Origin of the sequence: Dactylosporangium sp. McL0621 (assembly GCF_049995355.1) — a bacterium.
In the GTDB taxonomy this organism is placed as follows: domain Bacteria; phylum Actinomycetota; class Actinomycetes; order Mycobacteriales; family Micromonosporaceae; genus Dactylosporangium.
The window spans coordinates 3286793-3302964 of record NZ_CP188259.1 but is presented as its reverse complement, the minus strand read 5'-3'; the positions used below and the strand labels follow the sequence as shown (position 1 = coordinate 3302964).

Here is a 16172-nt window from a genome sequence, read left to right as displayed (position 1 = left end):
GCTCCGACCTTGGTAGGAAGGACCGGACGAGAGGAGCTCGACATGGGTCAGCCCGTGGTGCACTTCGAGATCAGCGGCATCGAGCCCGGCAGGCTGCGCGACTACTACGCGGGCCTGTTCAACTGGCGGTTCAACCCGCCCGGCAGCGCGGCGACGACCAGCGTCTCCGCGGACGGCGACTACCACTTCGTCGAGGCGGACTCGGCCGGGATCAACGGCGGCGTCGGCGGTGGCGCGGGGTACCCGCAGCGGGTCCTGTTCTACGTCGGCGTCCCCGACGTCGAGCAGGCGCTGGCCCGGGCCGAGAGCCTCGGCGGGCAGCGGCTCATGGGCCCCGAGCCGGCCACCGGCGCGTTCACCGTCGGGCACTTTCAGGACCCCGAGGGCAACGTGCTCGGCGTCGCCGGCCCGACCGCGTAGCGCAGGCGGCGGACCAGGTCCGGCGAGACGGGGGCGGCCCACCGGCCGCCGGGGCGCACCGCGCGGCCCGAGTGGAACGCGCGGACGCCCGCGGTCGTCAGCGGGTGCAGGTACGACTCCCGCAGGCCGCCCCCGGCGAGCATCAACGGCCCGTGCGCCGGCGCCTCGGCCAGCAGCACGGGCAGCCCCTCCCCCATCCCGGCCGGCCCGCCGGCGGTCAGCACCGAGGTCAGCCCCGGCCGCCCGGCCAGGGCCCGCCACGCCGCAGCGCGGTCGGCCGCGTGGTCGACGGCCCGGTGGAACGTCCACGGGAAGCCGTCCAGCAGCGCGTCGAGGGCGGCCCCGTCGACGTTCCGGCCGGCGTCGAGGAAGCCGAGCACGAACTCGGCCGCCCCGGCCGCGCGCAGCTCGCGCAGGGTGGTGCGCAGCGACGGCACGTCGGCCGCGAACCCCGGCGCCGTGCGCAGCATCACCCGGACCGGGATCGACACCGCGGCCAGCACCGCGGCGACCGTCGCCGGGTCCGGGCTGAGGCCGTCGGCGGCCATGTCCGCGACCAGCTCGACGCGGTCCGCCCCGCCCGCCGCGGCCGCCCGCGCGTCGGCCGCGTCCAGCACAATGATCTCCAGGAGCACCTGGTCATGGTGGCACCCAAGTCTTCGTTGGGAGGTCACTCGGGCGTTTCCTTGACCGGGCTAGCGTGCGAACATGGTCCGCCGTCAGTCCGCGCTGGGGATCGCGCTGGTGGGTGCCGCGTTCGCCACCCTGCTGCTGCAACTCGTCGTGCTACCCCTCGTACTCCTGCCGCTCGACCTGCGCTGGGCGTGGCTGCTCGCGCCGATCGCGCTCACCACCGTGCCGCTGTGGTCGCTCATCCACGAGGGCATCCACGGGACCCTGCTGCGGGACCGGGCCTGGAACGACCGCCTGGGCCGCCTGCTCGCCGTCGGCTACGGCGGCGCGTTCACGCTCCTGAAGTCCGGGCACCTGCTGCACCACCGGTACAGCCGCACCCAGCGCGAGCGCACCGAGGTCTACGACCCGGGGCGCGGCTCGTGGCTGGCGGCGGCGCGCAGCTACTACCCGCGGCTGCTCGGCGGGCTGTACGTCGCGGAGCTGCTGGCCGTGCTGCTCGTCCTGCTGCCCCGGCCCGGCTGGCGCCTGCTGGTGCGCAAGACGGACTCGCTGGACTCGGTGACGGGCCTGCTGTTCGAGCGCGTCGCGCGCCGCGACAACCTGCGCAAGTTCCGCATCGAGGCGATCGCGGTCATCGTGACGTACACGGGCTCGTCCCTCGCCTACGGCGGCCACCTGTGGATGCTGTGGAGCGCGGTCGGCGCGCGGGCGCTCATCGTGTCGCTGGCCGACAACGCGTACCACTACCGGACCCGCCTGGAGCGCCCCCTGGACGCGATGAACCTGGCCCTGCCGCGGCCGCTGGAGTTCTTCGTGCTCGCGTTCAACCTGCACAACGTGCACCACCGCCACCCGGGCCTGCGCTGGCACGAGCTGCGCGCGGCGTTCGTCGCCGACCGCGACGAGATCCACCTCGGCTGGTTCACGGCGGTGGCCCGGCAGTTCAACGGCCCGATCCCGCTGACCGCGGACGAGGTGCGGCCGCTGCCCGGCCCCGGTACCGTGCCCGAGTGGACAGCGGAGATGTCCGGCGCGCCCTCGACGAGTCCCTGACCCTGCTCCACGGCGCGGCCGCTCAGGGTTCGTGGTCCGCCCCGGCGGGCGGCCTCGAGTGGACGTGCCTCGCTACGGCCGAGCACATCGCCCACGACCTCACCGCGTACGCGACGCAGCTGGCCGCCCGCGCGACCGACGCCTACCTGCCCCTGGACCTCGTGGTGCGCCCCGGCACCCCGCCGCGCACGGTCCTGTCGATCGTGGCCGCGTGCGGCCGCCTGCTGGCCCTGGAGCTGGACGCGGCCGGCCCCGCGGCGACGGCCTGGCACTGGGGCCCGACGGACCGCACGGGCTTCGCGGCGCTGGGCGTGAACGAGATCCTGGTGCACACCTGGGACATCGCGCAGGGCCTGGCTCTGCCCTGGACGCCGCCCCCGGACCTGGCGGCGGCCGTGCTGTCCCGCCTCTTCCCCGACGTGCCCCCGGGCACGGACCCGGACGCCGGGCGGGCGCTGCTGTGGGCCACGGGACGCATCGCCCTGGCCGCCCGCCCGCGCCGCGAGTCCTGGGTCGTGAAGGCCGCCCGCCGCTGACTACCACTTCGCGGACGGCCCGGAGGTGGTGCCGCGCCGGCTGGCCCGCCCGGGCGACTTCACTGACGGCCACTCGGCGCAGCGGCAGATTGGCAACGACCGCGGCACAACGGCAGCGGCGACCACGGCACGGCACGGCGATCACGCCACAACAGCGGCGACGACCACGGCACGGCACGGTGCAATGGCAACCACGACGCAACGACGGCAGCGACGGCCACGGCACGGTGCAACGACAACCACGACACAACGACGGCAGCGACGGCCACGGCACGGTGCAACGACAACCACGACACAACGACGGCAGCGACGGCCACGGCACGGTGCAACGACAACCACGACACAACGACGGCAGCGACGGCCACGGCACGGCACAACGGCGGCCAGGCGCAACGGCGGCGGCCACCGCGCCGTCACGGCAGCGCAACGGCGGCGGACCGCAGCGCAGTGGCGGCGGCGACCGCAGCGCAGTGGCGGCGGCAGAGGCCCGATAACGCAGAGCCGACTGCGCCACCGACAACGTGCCGCCGAACGCCTGGGCCACGCCGCGGTGCGACCGCGGCTCCAACCCGACGCTGCAGAACGCCGAACGCGACAGGCCCGCGACGGCGCTGCCCCCCGTCTACGGCAGCGGCGCCGGGGTGACCGCGTCCATCCCCAGCAGCGGCGCCATCGTCGGGCAGCTCAGCGACGCACACTCGCGCGCATGAGCGTCATACTCCGCCCGCCCGATCGCCACCACCGTCACCGCGAGCGGCCGCACCGGCCCCGTGGCCCAGTACCGCTGCGTGCCCACCGCCCGGCGTAACGCCCGCCGCAGGCTCGGCGTGAACTGCGTGAAGTCATGCCGCACACCGCCACGCCGAGCCACCGGCCAGTCCAGGCGCACCGCCCACCCCTGGGAAATGTCCGAAGCCATCGCCACCACCCCTCACCTTGTTGAGGGCAACGACCGAACCTCCCCCCACGATACTCGTACACACGTTCGAACACACCCCTCGTACGGACCCGTACCACTCCTTGATCGGTGACCCCAGCCGTGCGACCGTGGCGGCGTGACCGAGGACGAGTACTGCGACCTGCCCACCGGACTGCGGGTGTGTTACCGCGCCGAGGGTGATCCGCAGGGTGTACCGCTGCTGCTCATCGCCGGCCTGGGGCTCGACCTGACCTCGTGGCCCCGCCCGCTGCTCGACGGGCTGGCCGGGCGCGGCTTCCGGGTGGTGCGCTTCGACAACCGCGACGCCGGGCGCTCGACCCGTGTCGACGCCCGCCCGCCGGGCAAGCTGCGTCAGCTCGTCGCCCGGCCGCTGCCGGGCGCGTACCGTCTCGAGGACATGGCGGCCGACGCCGCCGGGCTGCTCGAGCACCTCGGCATCGAGCGCGCGCACGTGGTCGGCATGTCGATGGGCGGGATGATCGGCCAGGCCCTGGCCGCGACCCACCCGGATCGCGTCGCCAGCCTCACGTCGATCTTCTCGACCACCGGCGCGCGCGGCATCGGCCAGCCGGCGCGCTCGACCCTGCTGCGCATGGCCCGGCGCGCCGCGCGGACCCGGGACGAGTGGGTGGCCCAGCACCTGGCGATGCTCGACCACATCGCGTCCCGCTCGCACCCGTACGACGAGGCGGCCGAGCGCGCCTGGGCGGCCGAGGTGTGGGAGCGCGGCGGCGGCCCGGCCCGCGCGGCCGGGGTCGCGCGGCAGATCGGGGCCATCCAGGCCTCGGGCGACCGCACCGCCGCCCTGCGTACGATCACGGCCCCGACGCTCGTCATCCACGGCGACGTGGACCGCATGGTGCACCCGAGCGGCGGCCGCGCCACGGCCACGGCCATCCCGGGCGCCCGGCACGTGGAGATCGCGGGCATGTCGCACCACCTGGCCCCGGGCGTCGTCGACCGCCTGGCCGACCTGATCGCGGAGACGTCCCTCGGCGTGCCGGACCGTCCACATCGGACATGACCGGCGGCCGGGCTACAGCGAGATGTCCCGGTCCGGATCGGCCGTGTCGTCGTCCGCCTCCGGGTTGAAGTCCGAGCCGAAGTCCGAGCCCTCCGCGTCGATGGCGCCGAAGTCCGAGCCGTCCCCCTCGATGTTGCCGAAGTCCTCGCCGCCGGCGGGGATTTCGGCCGGGGCCGCGCGCTCGTCGGTGTTCATCGTTCGAGCATGCCCAGGTACCCCGCGCGAGCACAAGCCAACAGCCGGTGAACCGACACCCGTGACTCAATTCGCGGCCACGTCCGGGGCATAGACATCGGTACATGACGACGGCGTGACGGCTACCAGCACTTCGGCGAGGTCCAGATCGACCCGGGCAGCCGGGCGCTGACGGTACGGCGGCGCGACCTGGAGGGCGCGGTGCTGTGCTCCACCACGCTGCATACTGCTGGGCGTGGCTCACTTCAGTAGGCTCTACGCGATCTGCCTCGACGTGCCCGCGCCGGACCACGCCGCCACCGTGGCGTTCTGGTCCGGCGCGGCCGGCGCCGAGATGCCGGTCGTCGGCCGGTACCCGGAGTTCAGCGGCGCCCGCCTGCCCAACCACGACATGCTCCTGCTCGCCCAGCGCCTCGGCGACGGCGAGGCCCGCGTGCACCTCGACTTCCACACCGACGACCTCGACGCCGAGGTGGCCCGGCTCGAGGCGCTGGGCGCGACGCGGGTCAACCGCGCCGAGAACTGGCAGGTGATGCGCGACCCCGCGGGGCTGCCGTTCTGCGTGGTTCTGGACCGTCCGGGCACCTTGTCCGAGGCCAACGCCACCCGCTGGGACTGATCCGGTCCCGGAAACGTGCCAGGACGCACCGCGGGTGCGTGCCGTGGGGCAACGATCGCGCACCTTTGGTCGTACCACCGACCAATGAGGAGCGCACCGTGTCCCGTCGCATCATCGTTCTGGCCGCGGCCGCCCTCGGGGCGCTGGGCCTCGCCGGCTGCTCGCAGGAGTCCGGCACCACCACCGCCCAGCCGTCCACCCCGCCCGCCGCCGCCTCGCCGGCCGCGTCCGCCGCGTCCGCCCCGGCCTCGTCCGCCGCCAGGAGCGGCTCGGCGAAGCCGTCGTCGAGCACGAAGCAGGCCAACTCCGTACCCGACATCTGCAAGCTCATGTCCAAGGCCGAGGTCCAGACCCTCACCGGCGAGTCGGTGACGCTCATGAGCGACGACGGCGGCTCGACCAGCGGCACCCGGTACTGCCAGTGGCAGCTCTCGCAGGGCCAGCTCACGGTGACGGTGAGCCTGGAGACCCGCGAGAACTTCGACGTGCGCAACAAGCAGGCCCAGCCGGTGATGGGCGTCGGCACCACGGCGTACTCCCTCGCCGGCCACCTCTACGTGTGGCAGAACGGCCGCGACGTGGACGTGTACGTCTCCTCGGAGTCGAGCGACCAGGCCAACCTGTCGGTCGCGCGCCGCACCGCCGCGCAGCTCCTCCCCCGCCTCGAGGCCGCCTCGAAGTAACGCGGGCGCGGTTCGACGCTGGCGCTGTCTGGCCATATAGCCATTTACCGGATGACGGCACGCGAAGCCGCCCCGGGCGGCGCGCGCGTGGGCGCCGCCCGGGGCGGTTGACGAGCAGGGTCAGGCGACGGTGTTGCGCCAGGCGCGGCCGCTGCGCTCGATCAGGCGGTTCGCGTCCGTCGGGCCCCAGGACGCGGCCTCGTAGGTCGGGATCGGGCTGGTGTCCTGGGCCCAGCGCTCGATGATCGGGTCGACGATGCGCCAGCACTGCTCGACCTCGTCGGAGCGGATGAACAGCGTCGTGTCGCCGATCAGGGCGTCGAGCAGCAGACGCTCGTACGCCTCCGGGGACTCCTCGCGGAAGGTCTTGTCGTAGGAGAAGTCCATGCTCGCCGAGCGGACCCGGAACGAGTGGCCCGGGACCTTGGCGCCGAAGCGCAGGGCGATGCCCTCGTCGGGCTGGATGCGCAGGATCAGGGCGTCGGGCTGCAGCTCGGTCAGCTGGGAGTCCGGGATCGGCAGGTGCGGCGGGCGCTGGAACTGCAGGGCGACCTCGGTCACACGGCTGGGCAAGCGCTTTCCCGTACGCACGTAAAAGGGTACGCCCTTCCAGCGCCAGTTGTCGACGTCGAGCCGCAGGGCCGCGTAGGTCTCGGTGCGCGAGAGCGGGTCGACGCCGGGCTCCTCGCGGTAGCCGGGCATGAGCTCCTCGCGGGTGCCGCCGCGGGTGTACTGGCCGCGGACCGCGATGTCGTCGATGTCGCGGCCGCTGGGCAGGCGGATCGCCTGCAGCAGCTTCACCTTCTCGTTGCGCACCGCCTCGGCCGCGAACGACGCCGGCGGCTCCATGAGGGCGAGGGCGAGCACCTGCAGCACGTGGTTCTGCACGATGTCGCGCATCGCGCCGGCGTGCTCGTAGAAGGAGCCGCGGGTGCCGACGCCGAGAGTCTCGGCCACGGTGATCTGCACGTGGTCGACCCAGGTGCGGTCCCAGATGGGCTGGAAGATGGAGTTGGCGAAGCGCAGCGCGAGCACGTTCTGGACGGTGTCCTTGCCCAGGTAGTGGTCGATGCGGAAGACCTGCGACTCGTCGAAGGAGGCGTGCACGGTCTGGTCGAGCGACTTGGCGCTGCGCTCGTCGTGGCCGTACGGCTTCTCGATGACCAGGCGGGCGAAGGAGCCCTCGCGGGCCTGGTTGAGCCCGGCGCCGGCCAGGCCGGTGATGACCAGCGGGAACGCCTCGGCCGGGGTGGAGAGGTAGAAGATCCGGTTGCCGCTCGTGCCGCGCTGCTCGTCGAGCTCGTCGAGCAGGGCCGCGAGGTTCTTGTACGTCTCCGGATCGTCGTAGCCACCGGCGATGTACCGCACCGCGCCCGCCAGCTGGGGCATGCCCGCCACTCCGCGGTCGCCGAGCACGTTGTGGATGAACTGGTCGTCGTCCATCGGGGTGCGGGCCACGCCCACGACCGCGAACTGCTCGGTCAGCCGATTGTGCCGGGCCAGGCTCTCGATCGCCGGGATCAGCTTGCGGCGGGTGAGGTCGCCGGAGGCGCCGAAGATCACGACCGTCGCCGGTGGGGCGTGCCGGTTGTCGGGTTCCTGCAGGACCGTCTCGCTGGACATGGGGAGTGCCTCTCCGTCGGACTGCCGCCGTGACATTACGAGTCAACCCGAGCGGGCAGCAACGATTCCGGAACGTGACCGGCGTCTCTGCACGGCCTGCGCCAAGCCTAGTCAGTAGGTTGGTGCGCATGGGACGTCCCGCACGGCACGACGCCGACAGCCTCCTGGACGCGGCCGTGCGGCTGGTCGGCGCCGGCGGGCCGAAGGCGCTGACGGTCGCGGCCGTGGCGCGGGAGGCGGGCGGGCCGAGCGGGTCGGTGTACCACCGCTTCACGGGGCGGCCGGCGCTCGCCGCCGCGCTCTGGCTGCGCACCGTCGAGCGGTTCCAGGCCGGGTTCCTCGCGGCCCTGGCCGAGGGCCGCCCGGCCGGCGCGGCCCGGCACGTGGTGGCCTGGTGCCGGGCGCATCCCGGGGAGGCGCGCGTGCTGCTGTACCGCGCCGACGACTTCGACCGCGAGCACTGGGGCGACGCGGAGCGCGCCGCCCTCGACGCGATGAACGGGCGGGCCTTCGCCGCGCTGCGCGCCCTCGGCGGCGACTTCGACAAGGTCGTGCTCGCGCTCACCGACCTGCCGACCGCCCTGGTCCGGCGGCATCTGCGGGCCGGCCACGAAATCCCGGCGCGGGCCGAGGACCTCGCGGAGGAAACGGCGGTGCTAATTTTAGAGACATGTCTCTAAAAGTGTGGGGTACCCGTCCGGGAGAGACCGATCTGCACTACGCCGGCGACGCGCTCGTCCCCGGCCGCGAGGCCTGGTTCCGCGCGGTCGACGTGCCCGCGCCCGCCCCGGTGGCGTTCCGCTGGCTGTGCCAGCTGCGCGTCGCGCCGTACAGCTACGACTGGATCGACAACGGCGGCCGGCGCAGCCCCCGCGAGCTCGTGCCCGGCGTGGACGAGCTCGCCGCGGGCCAGCGCTGGATGACCATCTTCGACCTGGTCGCGTTCGTCCCCGGCGAGCAGCTCACGTTCCGCATGGCGACCCGCCGGGGCCGGGCGCTGTTCGGCGACATCGTGGTCACCTACCTGGTCCGCGCGGCCGGGCCGGACCGGTCCCGGCTCATCGCCAAGCTGTACGTCCCGGACCCCCGCGGCCCGCTGGAGCGCGCCGGCCGCCCGCTGCTGTGCGCGGGCGACCTGGTGATGATGCGCCGCCAGCTGCTCAACCTCGCCGGGCGGGCCGGGGCCGGTCAGCTCAGGTAGCCGGCGCCGACGGTGCCGGCGCCGATGCCGCGTGAGCCGCCGGCGACCAGGGCGACGCGCCCTTCGAGGGTGCTCATGTGACTAACCGCCCTCCGCCCGGAACGGTTTGCCGTCACCACTACGTGGCAACTTTCAGTAGTCGGGATCACACAAGGAGTAGTGAGGTAGCGATGTCGATCACACCGGTTGCGCCGGCCACAGCGACCACACTGACCTCGGCGACCGCCACGAGCGCCGCCACGGCCAACGCCGCCGGCACGGCAACCTCCCGGGACATGCAGCAGAACCTGCAACAGGACCGGCTCGACCAGCAGCGCCTGGAAGACCAGCGGCTGCAGCAGCAGCGCCTCGACGACGTGCGGGCCGCCGACCGCCAGCAGCAGACCCGCCAGGACGACCTGCGCGCGCGGGACGCCCAGCAGGCCGGCGACCAGCAGTACCAGCTGCAGCAGCAGCGCCGGGCCGACCAGCGCGTCGCCGACCAGCGCGTCGCGGACCGCACCCGACGTCGCGACCGTTTCGGCATCGGCGGGGGGCGCGGCTCCGCACGGTACAACCGCGGGGTCCGGCTCTGAAAACGCCCGCCGGGAACAGCTCGTCGACCGGGAGCGCGAGGTGGCCGAGCTGCGGGCGGCCGCCGCCGAGGCGTTCGCCGGGCTCGCCCGGGTCGTGGTCATCGAGGGGCCGGCCGGGATCGGCAACAGCCGCCTGCTCACCGAGGCGCGCCGCATCGCCGGCGAGCACGGGGCCCGCACGCTCACCGCGCGCGGCAGCCAGCTCGAGAAGGAGTTCGGCTTCGGCGCTGCGCGGCAGCTGTTCGAGGCGCTGCTCACCGACCCGGCCGAGCGGGAGCGGCTGCTGGCCGGGGCCGCGGCCTCGGCCGGCGCGGTGTTCGACCTGACCAACGAGGCGCCCGCGCGCGGCGACCACACGTTCGCGGCCCTGCACGGGCTGTTCTGGCTCACCGCCAACGCCGCCGCCGTGCGCCCGCTCGCGATCGTCGTCGACGACCTGCAGTGGTGCGACACGGGGTCGCTGCGCTACCTCGCGTACCTCGCGCGCCGACTCGAGGGCCTGCCCGTGCTCGTCGTCGCGACGCTGCGCACGGGCGAGCAGTACGACGACGACGCGCTGCTGGCCGAGCTCCAGCTCGACCCGGCCACCACCGCGGTGCGGCCCGGCCCGCTCAGCCGCGCCGGGGTCGCCGACCTCGTCCGCGAGGGCCTGGGCGCCGGCGCCGAGGACGTGTTCATCGCCGCCTGCCACCGCACCACCTCGGGCAACCCCCTGCTGCTCCGGCAGCTGCTGCGGGCGCTGGAGGCCAGCGGGGTGCCGCCGACCGCCGCACACGCCGGGACCGTCACCGCGATCGGATCCCGCGCGGTGTCGAGCATGGTGCTGTTCCGGCTGCGGCGCATGCCCCCGGCCAGCACCGCTGTCGCGCGGGCGATCGCGGTGCTCGGCGACGGCGCGGGGCTGGCCACCGTCGCCGCGCTCGCCGGCGTCGAGGACACCGAGGCCGCGCTCGCGGTCGCGGCGCTCGCGCGGGCCGAGGTGGTCCGCCACGAGTACCCGATCGGCTTCGTGCACCCGCTGGTGCGCGACGCGGTGTACCAGGACCTGCCGCCCGGCGAGCGCCAGCTGCAGCACGAGCGGGCGGCCCGCGCGCTGGCCGGCGCCGCGCCCGAGCAGATCGCCGCGCACCTGCTGCAGATGCCGGAGCGCGGGGACCCCTGGGTGGTCGGGGTGCTGCGGGCGGCGGCCGGCACCGCGCTGCACCGGGGCGCGCCCGACGGCGCCGCGGCGTACCTGCGCCGGGCCCTGGCCGAGCCGCCGGAGCCCGCGCTGCGCCCGGCCGTGCTGCTCCAGCTCGGCCAGGTCGAGACGCTCGGCGACGGGCCGGCCGCGATCGCCCACCTGCGGGCCGCGTACGACGACCCGGCCATCGACCCGGTGACCTTCGCCGCGGCCGCCCGGATGCTCATCCACACGCTGATCTTCGCCGGGCCGGAGGGCAACGCCCCCGCGTTCGCGCGGCAGGCGCTGGCCCGGCTCGGGCCCGGGTTCGGCGACGAGCGCCAGGCGATGCCGGCGCTGGAACGGATCGCGGCGTACATGTACAGCGGCGACGCCCACGTGGCCGGCGACTTCGACGCCCGGATCGAGGGCGACGGGCTCGGCGACCGGATGCTCGCCGGCGGCCGGGCGTGGGAGCTGCTCTCGCGGGGCGAGAACCTCCAGGAGGCGGTACGGCTGGCGCGGTTCGCCCTCGCCGAGGGGGTGCTCCTGGACGGCGACCCCGGCCTGTTCTGGGTCGTCGCCGCCGTCGTGCTCGAGGACACCGACGCCGGCGCGGGCATTCTCTGGGACGACGCGCTCACCCAGGGCCACACCCGCGGCTCGCTCTTCACGGTGCTCGCCGCCCAGCTGTGGAGCGGCTGGCGGGACTGGCGCCGCGGCGACCTGCCGGAGGCGGTGCACCGGCTGCGGGCGGCCAACGACCAGAGCCTGGCCTGGGGCGGCGTGCCGGCGCTGGGCATCTCCTACGGCGAGGCGTACCTCATCCGCGCCCTCGTCGACCAGCGCCGCCTGGCCGAGGCGCGCGCGTTCCTCGACGAGCACCTCGACCGGCCGCGGGTCGGCGACGGGGTGCGGCTGGTGAACCAGGCGCACGCGTACCTGCTCATGGCCGAGGGCTCGTTCGCCCGCGCGCTCGCCCTGCTGCCCGCGGAGTTCCCGCCCGGCAACCCGCAGTGGTTCGAGGAGCGCGGCCTGCGGGCCATGGCCCTGGCCGGGCTGGGCCGCACCGCCGAGGCCCGCGCGCTCGCCGAGGAGGACCTGGCGGGCCTGCGCCGCTGGGGCAGCCGGCGCGGGGTCGGGCGGGGGCTGCGCCTGGCCGGGGAGCTGACCGGCGACGCCGAGCGGCTGGGCGAGGCGGTCGAGCTGCTCGCCGGGACCGGGGCGCGGCTCGAGCACGCCCGCGCGCTGCTGGCCCTGAGCCGGGTCGCGGACGAGCCCGCCGACCTGCTGCGAGAGGCGCTCAAGGCGGTCGAGGAGTGCGGCGCCCTCGGGCTGCGGGCCGAGATCGCGGCCGCGCTGACCGCGCGGGGCGAGGACGTCCCGGCCGAGCCGCCGGTGCAGCTCACCACCGGCGAGCGGCGCATCCTGGCGCTGGCCCGGGGCGGGCGCCGACGAGCGCGAGATCGCCCAGGCGGTGTTCCTGACCCCGCAGGCGGTACGCGACACCCTCGCCGCCATCGAGCGCAAACTGACGCCCGGCTGACACATCGGCTCAGGTCCGCCGCAAGTTCCGCCCAACCGCGGCGGTGCACCGTACCGGCATGACCACGATCGAGAACTCGTTGCGCCGCCTCTGCGGCGGCGCTGTACACCTTCCCGGCGACCCCGGCTACGACACCGCCCGCATGCCCTGGAACGTCGCCGTCGACCAGCGGCCCGCCGCCGTGGCCTACCCGGCCGACGCCATCGAGGTCGCCGAGCTCGTCCGGGCCGCCTCGGCCGCCGGGCTGCGCATCGCCCCGCAGGGCACCGGGCACAACGCGGGGCCGCTCGGCCCGCTCGACGACGTGGTGCTGCTGCGCACCTCGGCGATGACCCAGGTGCGGGTCGACCCGCGCCGCCGGACCGCCCGCGCGGAGGCCGGCGCCCTGTGGATCGACGTCGTCGAGCGCGCCGCCCCGCACGGGCTGGCCGCGCTGCACGGCTCCTCCCCCGACGTCGGCGTGGCCGGGTACTCCCTCGGCGGCGGCATCGGCTGGTACTCCCGCCGGCACGGGCTGCAGGCCAACGCCGTGACCGCGTTCGAGCTGGTCACCGCGGCCGGCGAGCGGGTCCGCGCCGACGCCGAGCACGAGAGCGACCTGTTCTGGGCGCTGCGCGGCGGCGGCGGCAACTTCGGCGTCGTAACCGCCATGGAGTTCGACCTGTTCCCGATCGCCACCGCGTACGCGGGCTGGCTCGTCTGGGACTGGCGCGAGGCCGCCCGCGTGCTGCCCGTCTGGGCCGACTGGGCCCGCACCGCGCCCGACCACGTGACGACGGCGCTGCGGCTGCTGCAGGTACCGCCGAGCCCGCAGATCCCCGAGGTCTTGCGCAACCGGCAGCTGCTCGTCATCGACGGCGCCGTCCTGGGCGACCCGGACGTGCTCGCCCCGCTGCGCGCGCTGCGGCCGGAGCTGGACACGTTCGCCGGCATGCCGGCCCCGGCGCTGTGCCGCCTGCACATGGACCCCGAGGGCCCGACCCCCGCGGTCGGGCGCGCGGCCCTGCTCGGTGAGCTCGACGCCGGCGCGTTCGACGCGCTGCTCGGCGCGGCCGGCCCCGACTCCGGCACCTCGCTGCTCGTCGCCGCGGAGCTGCGCCAGCTCGGCGGGGCCCTGGGCCGCCCGGCCCCGCGCCACGGCGCCCTGCCGCGGCTCGACGCCGACTACGCGCTGTTCACCTGCGGCATCGCCGCGACGCCGGAGATGGGCGAGCTCTCGGCGGCGCACACGGGCCGCGTGGTGGAGGCGATGGCGCCGTGGTCGAACGGGCGGGAGTACCTCAACTTCGCCGAGACGAAGGTCGAGACGGCCCGGGCGTACGACGCGGAGGCCTGGCCGCGGCTGCGCCGTATTCGCGACGCGGTCGACCCGAGCGGGCTCTTCGTGGCCAATCACGTGTTGTGATGTGACAAGCGGTTTCCCGGGGCCTACGTCACCGTCGTGAGGGGTGGTGGGCCCTCGGAGGACCGTCGCTCAGACCGGCTCGCCGAGGTCATGGGTGAGCCAGCCGGGCGTATCGAAGCGCACGGGCTGTGCACCCACCACCGCCGCCAGCTGCGTCTCGAGGTTCTCGAGTTCGGCGATGCCGATCTGCCGGGCCCACCGATCGCGCAGCTCGTCGAATATCGACTCGCCCTGTCGCAGCATGTCGAGGCCGCGCGCAGTGACTTGCAGGCGTTTGCGGCGGGCATCGAGCGGGTCCGTGTCGCGGGCCACGTAGCCGCGCTCCTGCAGCACCGCGATGGTCTTCGCCGCCGACTGCTTGGTGATCGACAGGCGACGGCCCAGTTCCGAAGCGGTGTCGGCGCCCGCGGCGATTGCCCGGATGGCGAAGTCATGGACGGGGCGCACGTCCTCGTGGCCGCGCCGGGCCAGTTCGGCGGTCGCGGCGTCCACGAGTGTGCGGAAGCCCCCGAGCAGCAGCAGCGCGAGATCGGCGCCAGAGCGAGACATGCGAGAAGGCTATGACACCGCCCTGGACGAACGACAGCCAGGATGTCTATTATTAGACAGCCAGGGTGTCGAACTGAGGAGCAAAACATGACCGTCACACCGGCCGGCCGCACGCTTGCGGGGATCACCCACCACCGCGCTGAGGTCAACGGCACGACCCTGCACTACGTCGCCGCGGGGACCACCGGGTCGCCGATTCTTCTGGTCCACGGGTTCCCGGAGACCTGGTGGGCCTTCCACAAGCTCATCCCGCTGCTCGCGGCCGGCCACCGCGTCTTCGCCGTCGACCTGCGCGGCTTCGGCGACTCGGACAACCAGCCGGGCGAGTACGGCAGCACGGCCTCGGCCGAGGACCTGCACCAGCTGATCGCGCACCTCGATGTCGGCCCCGTGCACCTGACCGGGCAGGACATCAGCGGGGGGACCGTTTTCCGCCTGGCCGCGACCCAGCCGCAGGACGTGCTCAGCTTCATCGCCATCGAGACGGGTCTGGCCGGGTTCGGGCTGGAAGGACTGGCCGACGTCACCCACGGCGGAGCCTGGCACATCGGCGTCCTCGCCGCGCCCGGCATCCCCGAGATGCTGCTCGCCGGCCGCGAACGCGAATTCCTCGGGCAGTACGCCTTCCCGGCCATGACCGCGGTCCGGGGAGCGGTCACCGCGACCGACGTCGAGGAGTTCGCCCGCACCTACGCACGCCCCGATGGCTGGCGCGGAGCGATAGGCCTGTACCAGTCGATGCTGCGGGAAGGCGCCGAGATCAAGACACTCGCGGAGACTCGGGGGCTGCGGATGCCTGTCCTCGCGGTCGGCGCCGGCGGAGGCGCCTTCACGTCCGGCACCATGTCCCGGGTCACGTCGGCGGACATCAGCGCCGTGTCCCTCGACGGCGTGGGCCACTACGCCGCGATGGAGGCCCCCGAAGCACTGGCGAAGGCCATTCTCGGCTTCACGGGACGCGTCGACGCCGCCTGATGGGAGCACGTGTCCGCGAGTCCGCCCATCACGTCATCTGACCGTCGCGGGCTGGCATCCTTCCCGCGGGATGCCAGCCATGACGGGCTTCTATGGTCCGGCCATGACCACGGCGGTGAAGCCCCTGATCGGCCGCAAGCGCCCCATACCGGCGCACGTCGCGGTCTACGCGTTCGTCATCATTCCGTTCCTCGCGCTGCTCGCGGCCGTGCCGATCGCCTGGGGCTGGGGGCTGGCCTGGCTCGACGTCATCCTGGCCGCCGCCTTCTTCGTCGTGACGTGCCTCGGGGCGACGGTGGGCTTCCATCGGTACTTCACGCACGGCGCCTTCAAGGCCAAGCGCGCGCTGCGCATCGGCCTCGCGGTCGTCGGCAGCATGGCGGTGCAGGGCCCGATCCTGCACTGGGTCGCCGACCACCGCCGCCACCACGCCTTCTCCGACCAGGCCGGGGACCCGCACTCCCCCTGGCTGTTCGGCACCTCGCCGGCCGCCCTGGTGCGCGGCTTCTGGCACGCCCACCTCGGCTGGGTCCTCGAGCGCGACCTCACCAACCAGGAGCGCTTCGCCCCCGACCTGCTGGCCGACCGCGACATCCGCCTCGTGCACTGGCTCTTCGGCCCGCTGACGATCGTCACGCTCGCGCTCCCGGCGGTGCTCGGCGGCCTCATCTCGTGGTCGTGGCAGGGCGCGGTGACCGCGTTCTTCTGGGCCGGCCTCGTGCGCGTCACCGCCCTGCACCACGTGACCTGGTCGGTGAACTCGGTCTGCCACATGATCGGCGAGCGCCCGTTCGCGGCCCGCGACCGCTCGGCCAACTTCTGGCCGCTGGCGATCCTGAGCATGGGCGAGTCGTGGCACAACCTGCACCACGCCGACCCGACGTGCGCCCGCCACGGCGTGCTGCGGGGGCAGATCGACATCTCGGCCCGCACGATCTGGATCTTCGAGAAGCTGGGCTGGGCCTGGGACGTGCGCTGGCCCACCCCGCAGCGCCTGGCCCGCATCACCGCCGCCGCTTAGCGCGTACCG

General features: G+C 74.2%; 18 protein-coding genes. 13 read left to right on the top strand and 5 right to left on the bottom strand.

Annotated features, from left to right (window positions below; translation table 11 throughout):
- The first annotated feature begins 42 nt into the window (after window positions 1–42).
- On the top strand, window positions 43–420 hold the full coding sequence (locus ACPPVO_RS15500) for a VOC family protein (RefSeq protein ID WP_426511903.1): 378 nt from the start codon (window positions 43–45) through the stop codon (window positions 418–420).
- Here the strand turns inward: ACPPVO_RS15500 and ACPPVO_RS15495 are convergent.
- On the bottom strand, window positions 372–1055 hold the full coding sequence (locus ACPPVO_RS15495) for a copper homeostasis protein CutC (protein ID WP_426511902.1): 684 nt from the start codon (window positions 1053–1055) through the stop codon (window positions 372–374). The two genes, ACPPVO_RS15500 and ACPPVO_RS15495, sit on opposite strands and share 49 nt — an antisense overlap.
- 73 nt (window positions 1056–1128) lie before the next feature.
- Here ACPPVO_RS15495 and ACPPVO_RS15490 point away from each other — a divergent pair, with 73 nt between their 5' ends.
- Window positions 1129–2109, top strand: coding sequence for a fatty acid desaturase (locus ACPPVO_RS15490; protein WP_426511901.1), 981 nt, complete (start codon window positions 1129–1131; stop codon window positions 2107–2109).
- Window positions 2067–2645: a maleylpyruvate isomerase N-terminal domain-containing protein gene (locus tag ACPPVO_RS15485; protein ID WP_426511900.1), complete on the top strand. Its 579-nt coding sequence runs from the start codon at window positions 2067–2069 to the stop codon at window positions 2643–2645. The genes ACPPVO_RS15490 and ACPPVO_RS15485 overlap by 43 nt, the downstream gene beginning before the upstream one ends.
- Before the next feature lie 622 nt (window positions 2646–3267).
- Here the strand turns inward: ACPPVO_RS15485 and ACPPVO_RS15480 are convergent.
- On the bottom strand, window positions 3268–3564 hold the full coding sequence (locus tag ACPPVO_RS15480) for a hypothetical protein (RefSeq protein WP_426511899.1): 297 nt from the start codon (window positions 3562–3564) through the stop codon (window positions 3268–3270).
- A gap of 136 nt (window positions 3565–3700) precedes the next feature.
- On the opposite strand from ACPPVO_RS15480, the gene ACPPVO_RS15475 reads away from it, so the two are divergent.
- Window positions 3701–4609: an alpha/beta fold hydrolase gene (locus ACPPVO_RS15475; RefSeq protein WP_426511898.1), complete on the top strand. Its 909-nt coding sequence runs from the start codon at window positions 3701–3703 to the stop codon at window positions 4607–4609.
- A 12-nt stretch (window positions 4610–4621) separates the two neighbouring features.
- Here the strand turns inward: ACPPVO_RS15475 and ACPPVO_RS15470 are convergent, their stop codons facing one another.
- A complete protein-coding gene (locus ACPPVO_RS15470) occupies window positions 4622–4804 on the bottom strand; it encodes a hypothetical protein (protein WP_426511897.1) in 183 nt (60 codons plus the stop codon).
- A gap of 235 nt (window positions 4805–5039) precedes the next feature.
- Between ACPPVO_RS15470 and ACPPVO_RS15465 the strand changes: the two genes are divergently transcribed.
- Window positions 5040–5423, top strand: coding sequence for a VOC family protein (locus ACPPVO_RS15465; protein WP_360381650.1), 384 nt, complete (start codon window positions 5040–5042; stop codon window positions 5421–5423).
- A gap of 98 nt (window positions 5424–5521) precedes the next feature.
- Window positions 5522–6106, top strand: coding sequence for a DUF3558 family protein (locus ACPPVO_RS15460; RefSeq protein WP_426511896.1), 585 nt, complete (start codon window positions 5522–5524; stop codon window positions 6104–6106).
- 120 nt (window positions 6107–6226) lie between these two features.
- Here the strand turns inward: ACPPVO_RS15460 and zwf are convergent, their stop codons facing one another.
- Entirely contained in the window at window positions 6227–7729 is a 1503-nt protein-coding gene (zwf, locus tag ACPPVO_RS15455; protein ID WP_426511895.1) for a glucose-6-phosphate dehydrogenase, read from the bottom strand.
- A 128-nt stretch (window positions 7730–7857) separates the two neighbouring features.
- On the opposite strand from zwf, the gene ACPPVO_RS15450 reads away from it, so the two are divergent.
- From ACPPVO_RS15450 to ACPPVO_RS15430, 5 genes are all read left to right on the top strand, one after another.
- Complete coding sequence (locus ACPPVO_RS15450; protein ID WP_426511894.1) at window positions 7858–8409, top strand: TetR/AcrR family transcriptional regulator; 552 nt, start codon at window positions 7858–7860, stop codon at window positions 8407–8409.
- Entirely contained in the window at window positions 8400–8930 is a 531-nt protein-coding gene (locus ACPPVO_RS15445; protein ID WP_426511893.1) for a hypothetical protein, read from the top strand. The genes ACPPVO_RS15450 and ACPPVO_RS15445 overlap by 10 nt, the downstream gene beginning before the upstream one ends.
- 170 nt (window positions 8931–9100) lie before the next feature.
- Window positions 9101–9505: a hypothetical protein gene (locus tag ACPPVO_RS15440; RefSeq protein WP_426511892.1), complete on the top strand. Its 405-nt coding sequence runs from the start codon at window positions 9101–9103 to the stop codon at window positions 9503–9505.
- A gap of 40 nt (window positions 9506–9545) precedes the next feature.
- Window positions 9546–12275 (top strand): ATP-binding protein, encoded by a 2730-nt coding sequence (locus ACPPVO_RS15435; RefSeq protein ID WP_426511891.1) that lies wholly within the window; start codon window positions 9546–9548, stop codon window positions 12273–12275.
- Window positions 12272–13618, top strand: a complete 1347-nt coding sequence (locus ACPPVO_RS15430; RefSeq protein WP_426511890.1) for an FAD-binding oxidoreductase — start codon at window positions 12272–12274, stop codon at window positions 13616–13618. Before ACPPVO_RS15435 ends, ACPPVO_RS15430 begins: the two co-directional genes overlap by 4 nt.
- A gap of 69 nt (window positions 13619–13687) precedes the next feature.
- Here the strand turns inward: ACPPVO_RS15430 and ACPPVO_RS15425 are convergent, their stop codons facing one another.
- Window positions 13688–14167, bottom strand: a complete 480-nt coding sequence (locus ACPPVO_RS15425; protein WP_426511889.1) for a MarR family winged helix-turn-helix transcriptional regulator — start codon at window positions 14165–14167, stop codon at window positions 13688–13690.
- Between the two features lie 87 nt (window positions 14168–14254).
- On the opposite strand from ACPPVO_RS15425, the gene ACPPVO_RS15420 reads away from it, so the two are divergent.
- Both ACPPVO_RS15420 and ACPPVO_RS15415 read left to right on the top strand, forming a co-directional pair.
- Window positions 14255–15142 (top strand): alpha/beta fold hydrolase, encoded by an 888-nt coding sequence (locus ACPPVO_RS15420; protein WP_426511888.1) that lies wholly within the window; start codon window positions 14255–14257, stop codon window positions 15140–15142.
- Window positions 15143–15245: 103 nt separating this feature from the next.
- Window positions 15246–16163: an acyl-CoA desaturase gene (locus ACPPVO_RS15415; RefSeq protein WP_426511887.1), complete on the top strand. Its 918-nt coding sequence runs from the start codon at window positions 15246–15248 to the stop codon at window positions 16161–16163.
- Window positions 16164–16172 lie beyond the last annotated feature (9 nt).

What these genes read in the sequence shown, in the direction of transcription:
- ACPPVO_RS15500 (WP_426511903.1), top strand. Translation starts at nt 43, where the DNA reads ATGGGTCAGCCCGTGGTGCACTTCGAGATCAGCGGCATCGAGCCCGGC.
- ACPPVO_RS15490 (WP_426511901.1), top strand. Translation starts at nt 1,129, where the DNA reads ATGGTCCGCCGTCAGTCCGCGCTGGGGATCGCGCTGGTGGGTGCCGCG.
- ACPPVO_RS15480 (WP_426511899.1), bottom strand. Translation starts at nt 3,564, where the DNA reads ATGGCTTCGGACATTTCCCAGGGGTGGGCGGTGCGCCTGGACTGGCCG.
- ACPPVO_RS15470 (WP_426511897.1), bottom strand. Translation starts at nt 4,804, where the DNA reads ATGAACACCGACGAGCGCGCGGCCCCGGCCGAAATCCCCGCCGGCGGC.
- zwf (WP_426511895.1), bottom strand. Translation starts at nt 7,729, where the DNA reads ATGTCCAGCGAGACGGTCCTGCAGGAACCCGACAACCGGCACGCCCCA.
- ACPPVO_RS15450 (WP_426511894.1), top strand. Translation starts at nt 7,858, where the DNA reads ATGGGACGTCCCGCACGGCACGACGCCGACAGCCTCCTGGACGCGGCC.
- ACPPVO_RS15445 (WP_426511893.1), top strand. Translation starts at nt 8,400, where the DNA reads ATGTCTCTAAAAGTGTGGGGTACCCGTCCGGGAGAGACCGATCTGCAC.
- ACPPVO_RS15440 (WP_426511892.1), top strand. Translation starts at nt 9,101, where the DNA reads ATGTCGATCACACCGGTTGCGCCGGCCACAGCGACCACACTGACCTCG.
- ACPPVO_RS15430 (WP_426511890.1), top strand. Translation starts at nt 12,272, where the DNA reads ATGACCACGATCGAGAACTCGTTGCGCCGCCTCTGCGGCGGCGCTGTA.
- ACPPVO_RS15425 (WP_426511889.1), bottom strand. Translation starts at nt 14,167, where the DNA reads ATGTCTCGCTCTGGCGCCGATCTCGCGCTGCTGCTGCTCGGGGGCTTC.
- ACPPVO_RS15420 (WP_426511888.1), top strand. Translation starts at nt 14,255, where the DNA reads ATGACCGTCACACCGGCCGGCCGCACGCTTGCGGGGATCACCCACCAC.
- ACPPVO_RS15415 (WP_426511887.1), top strand. Translation starts at nt 15,246, where the DNA reads ATGACCACGGCGGTGAAGCCCCTGATCGGCCGCAAGCGCCCCATACCG.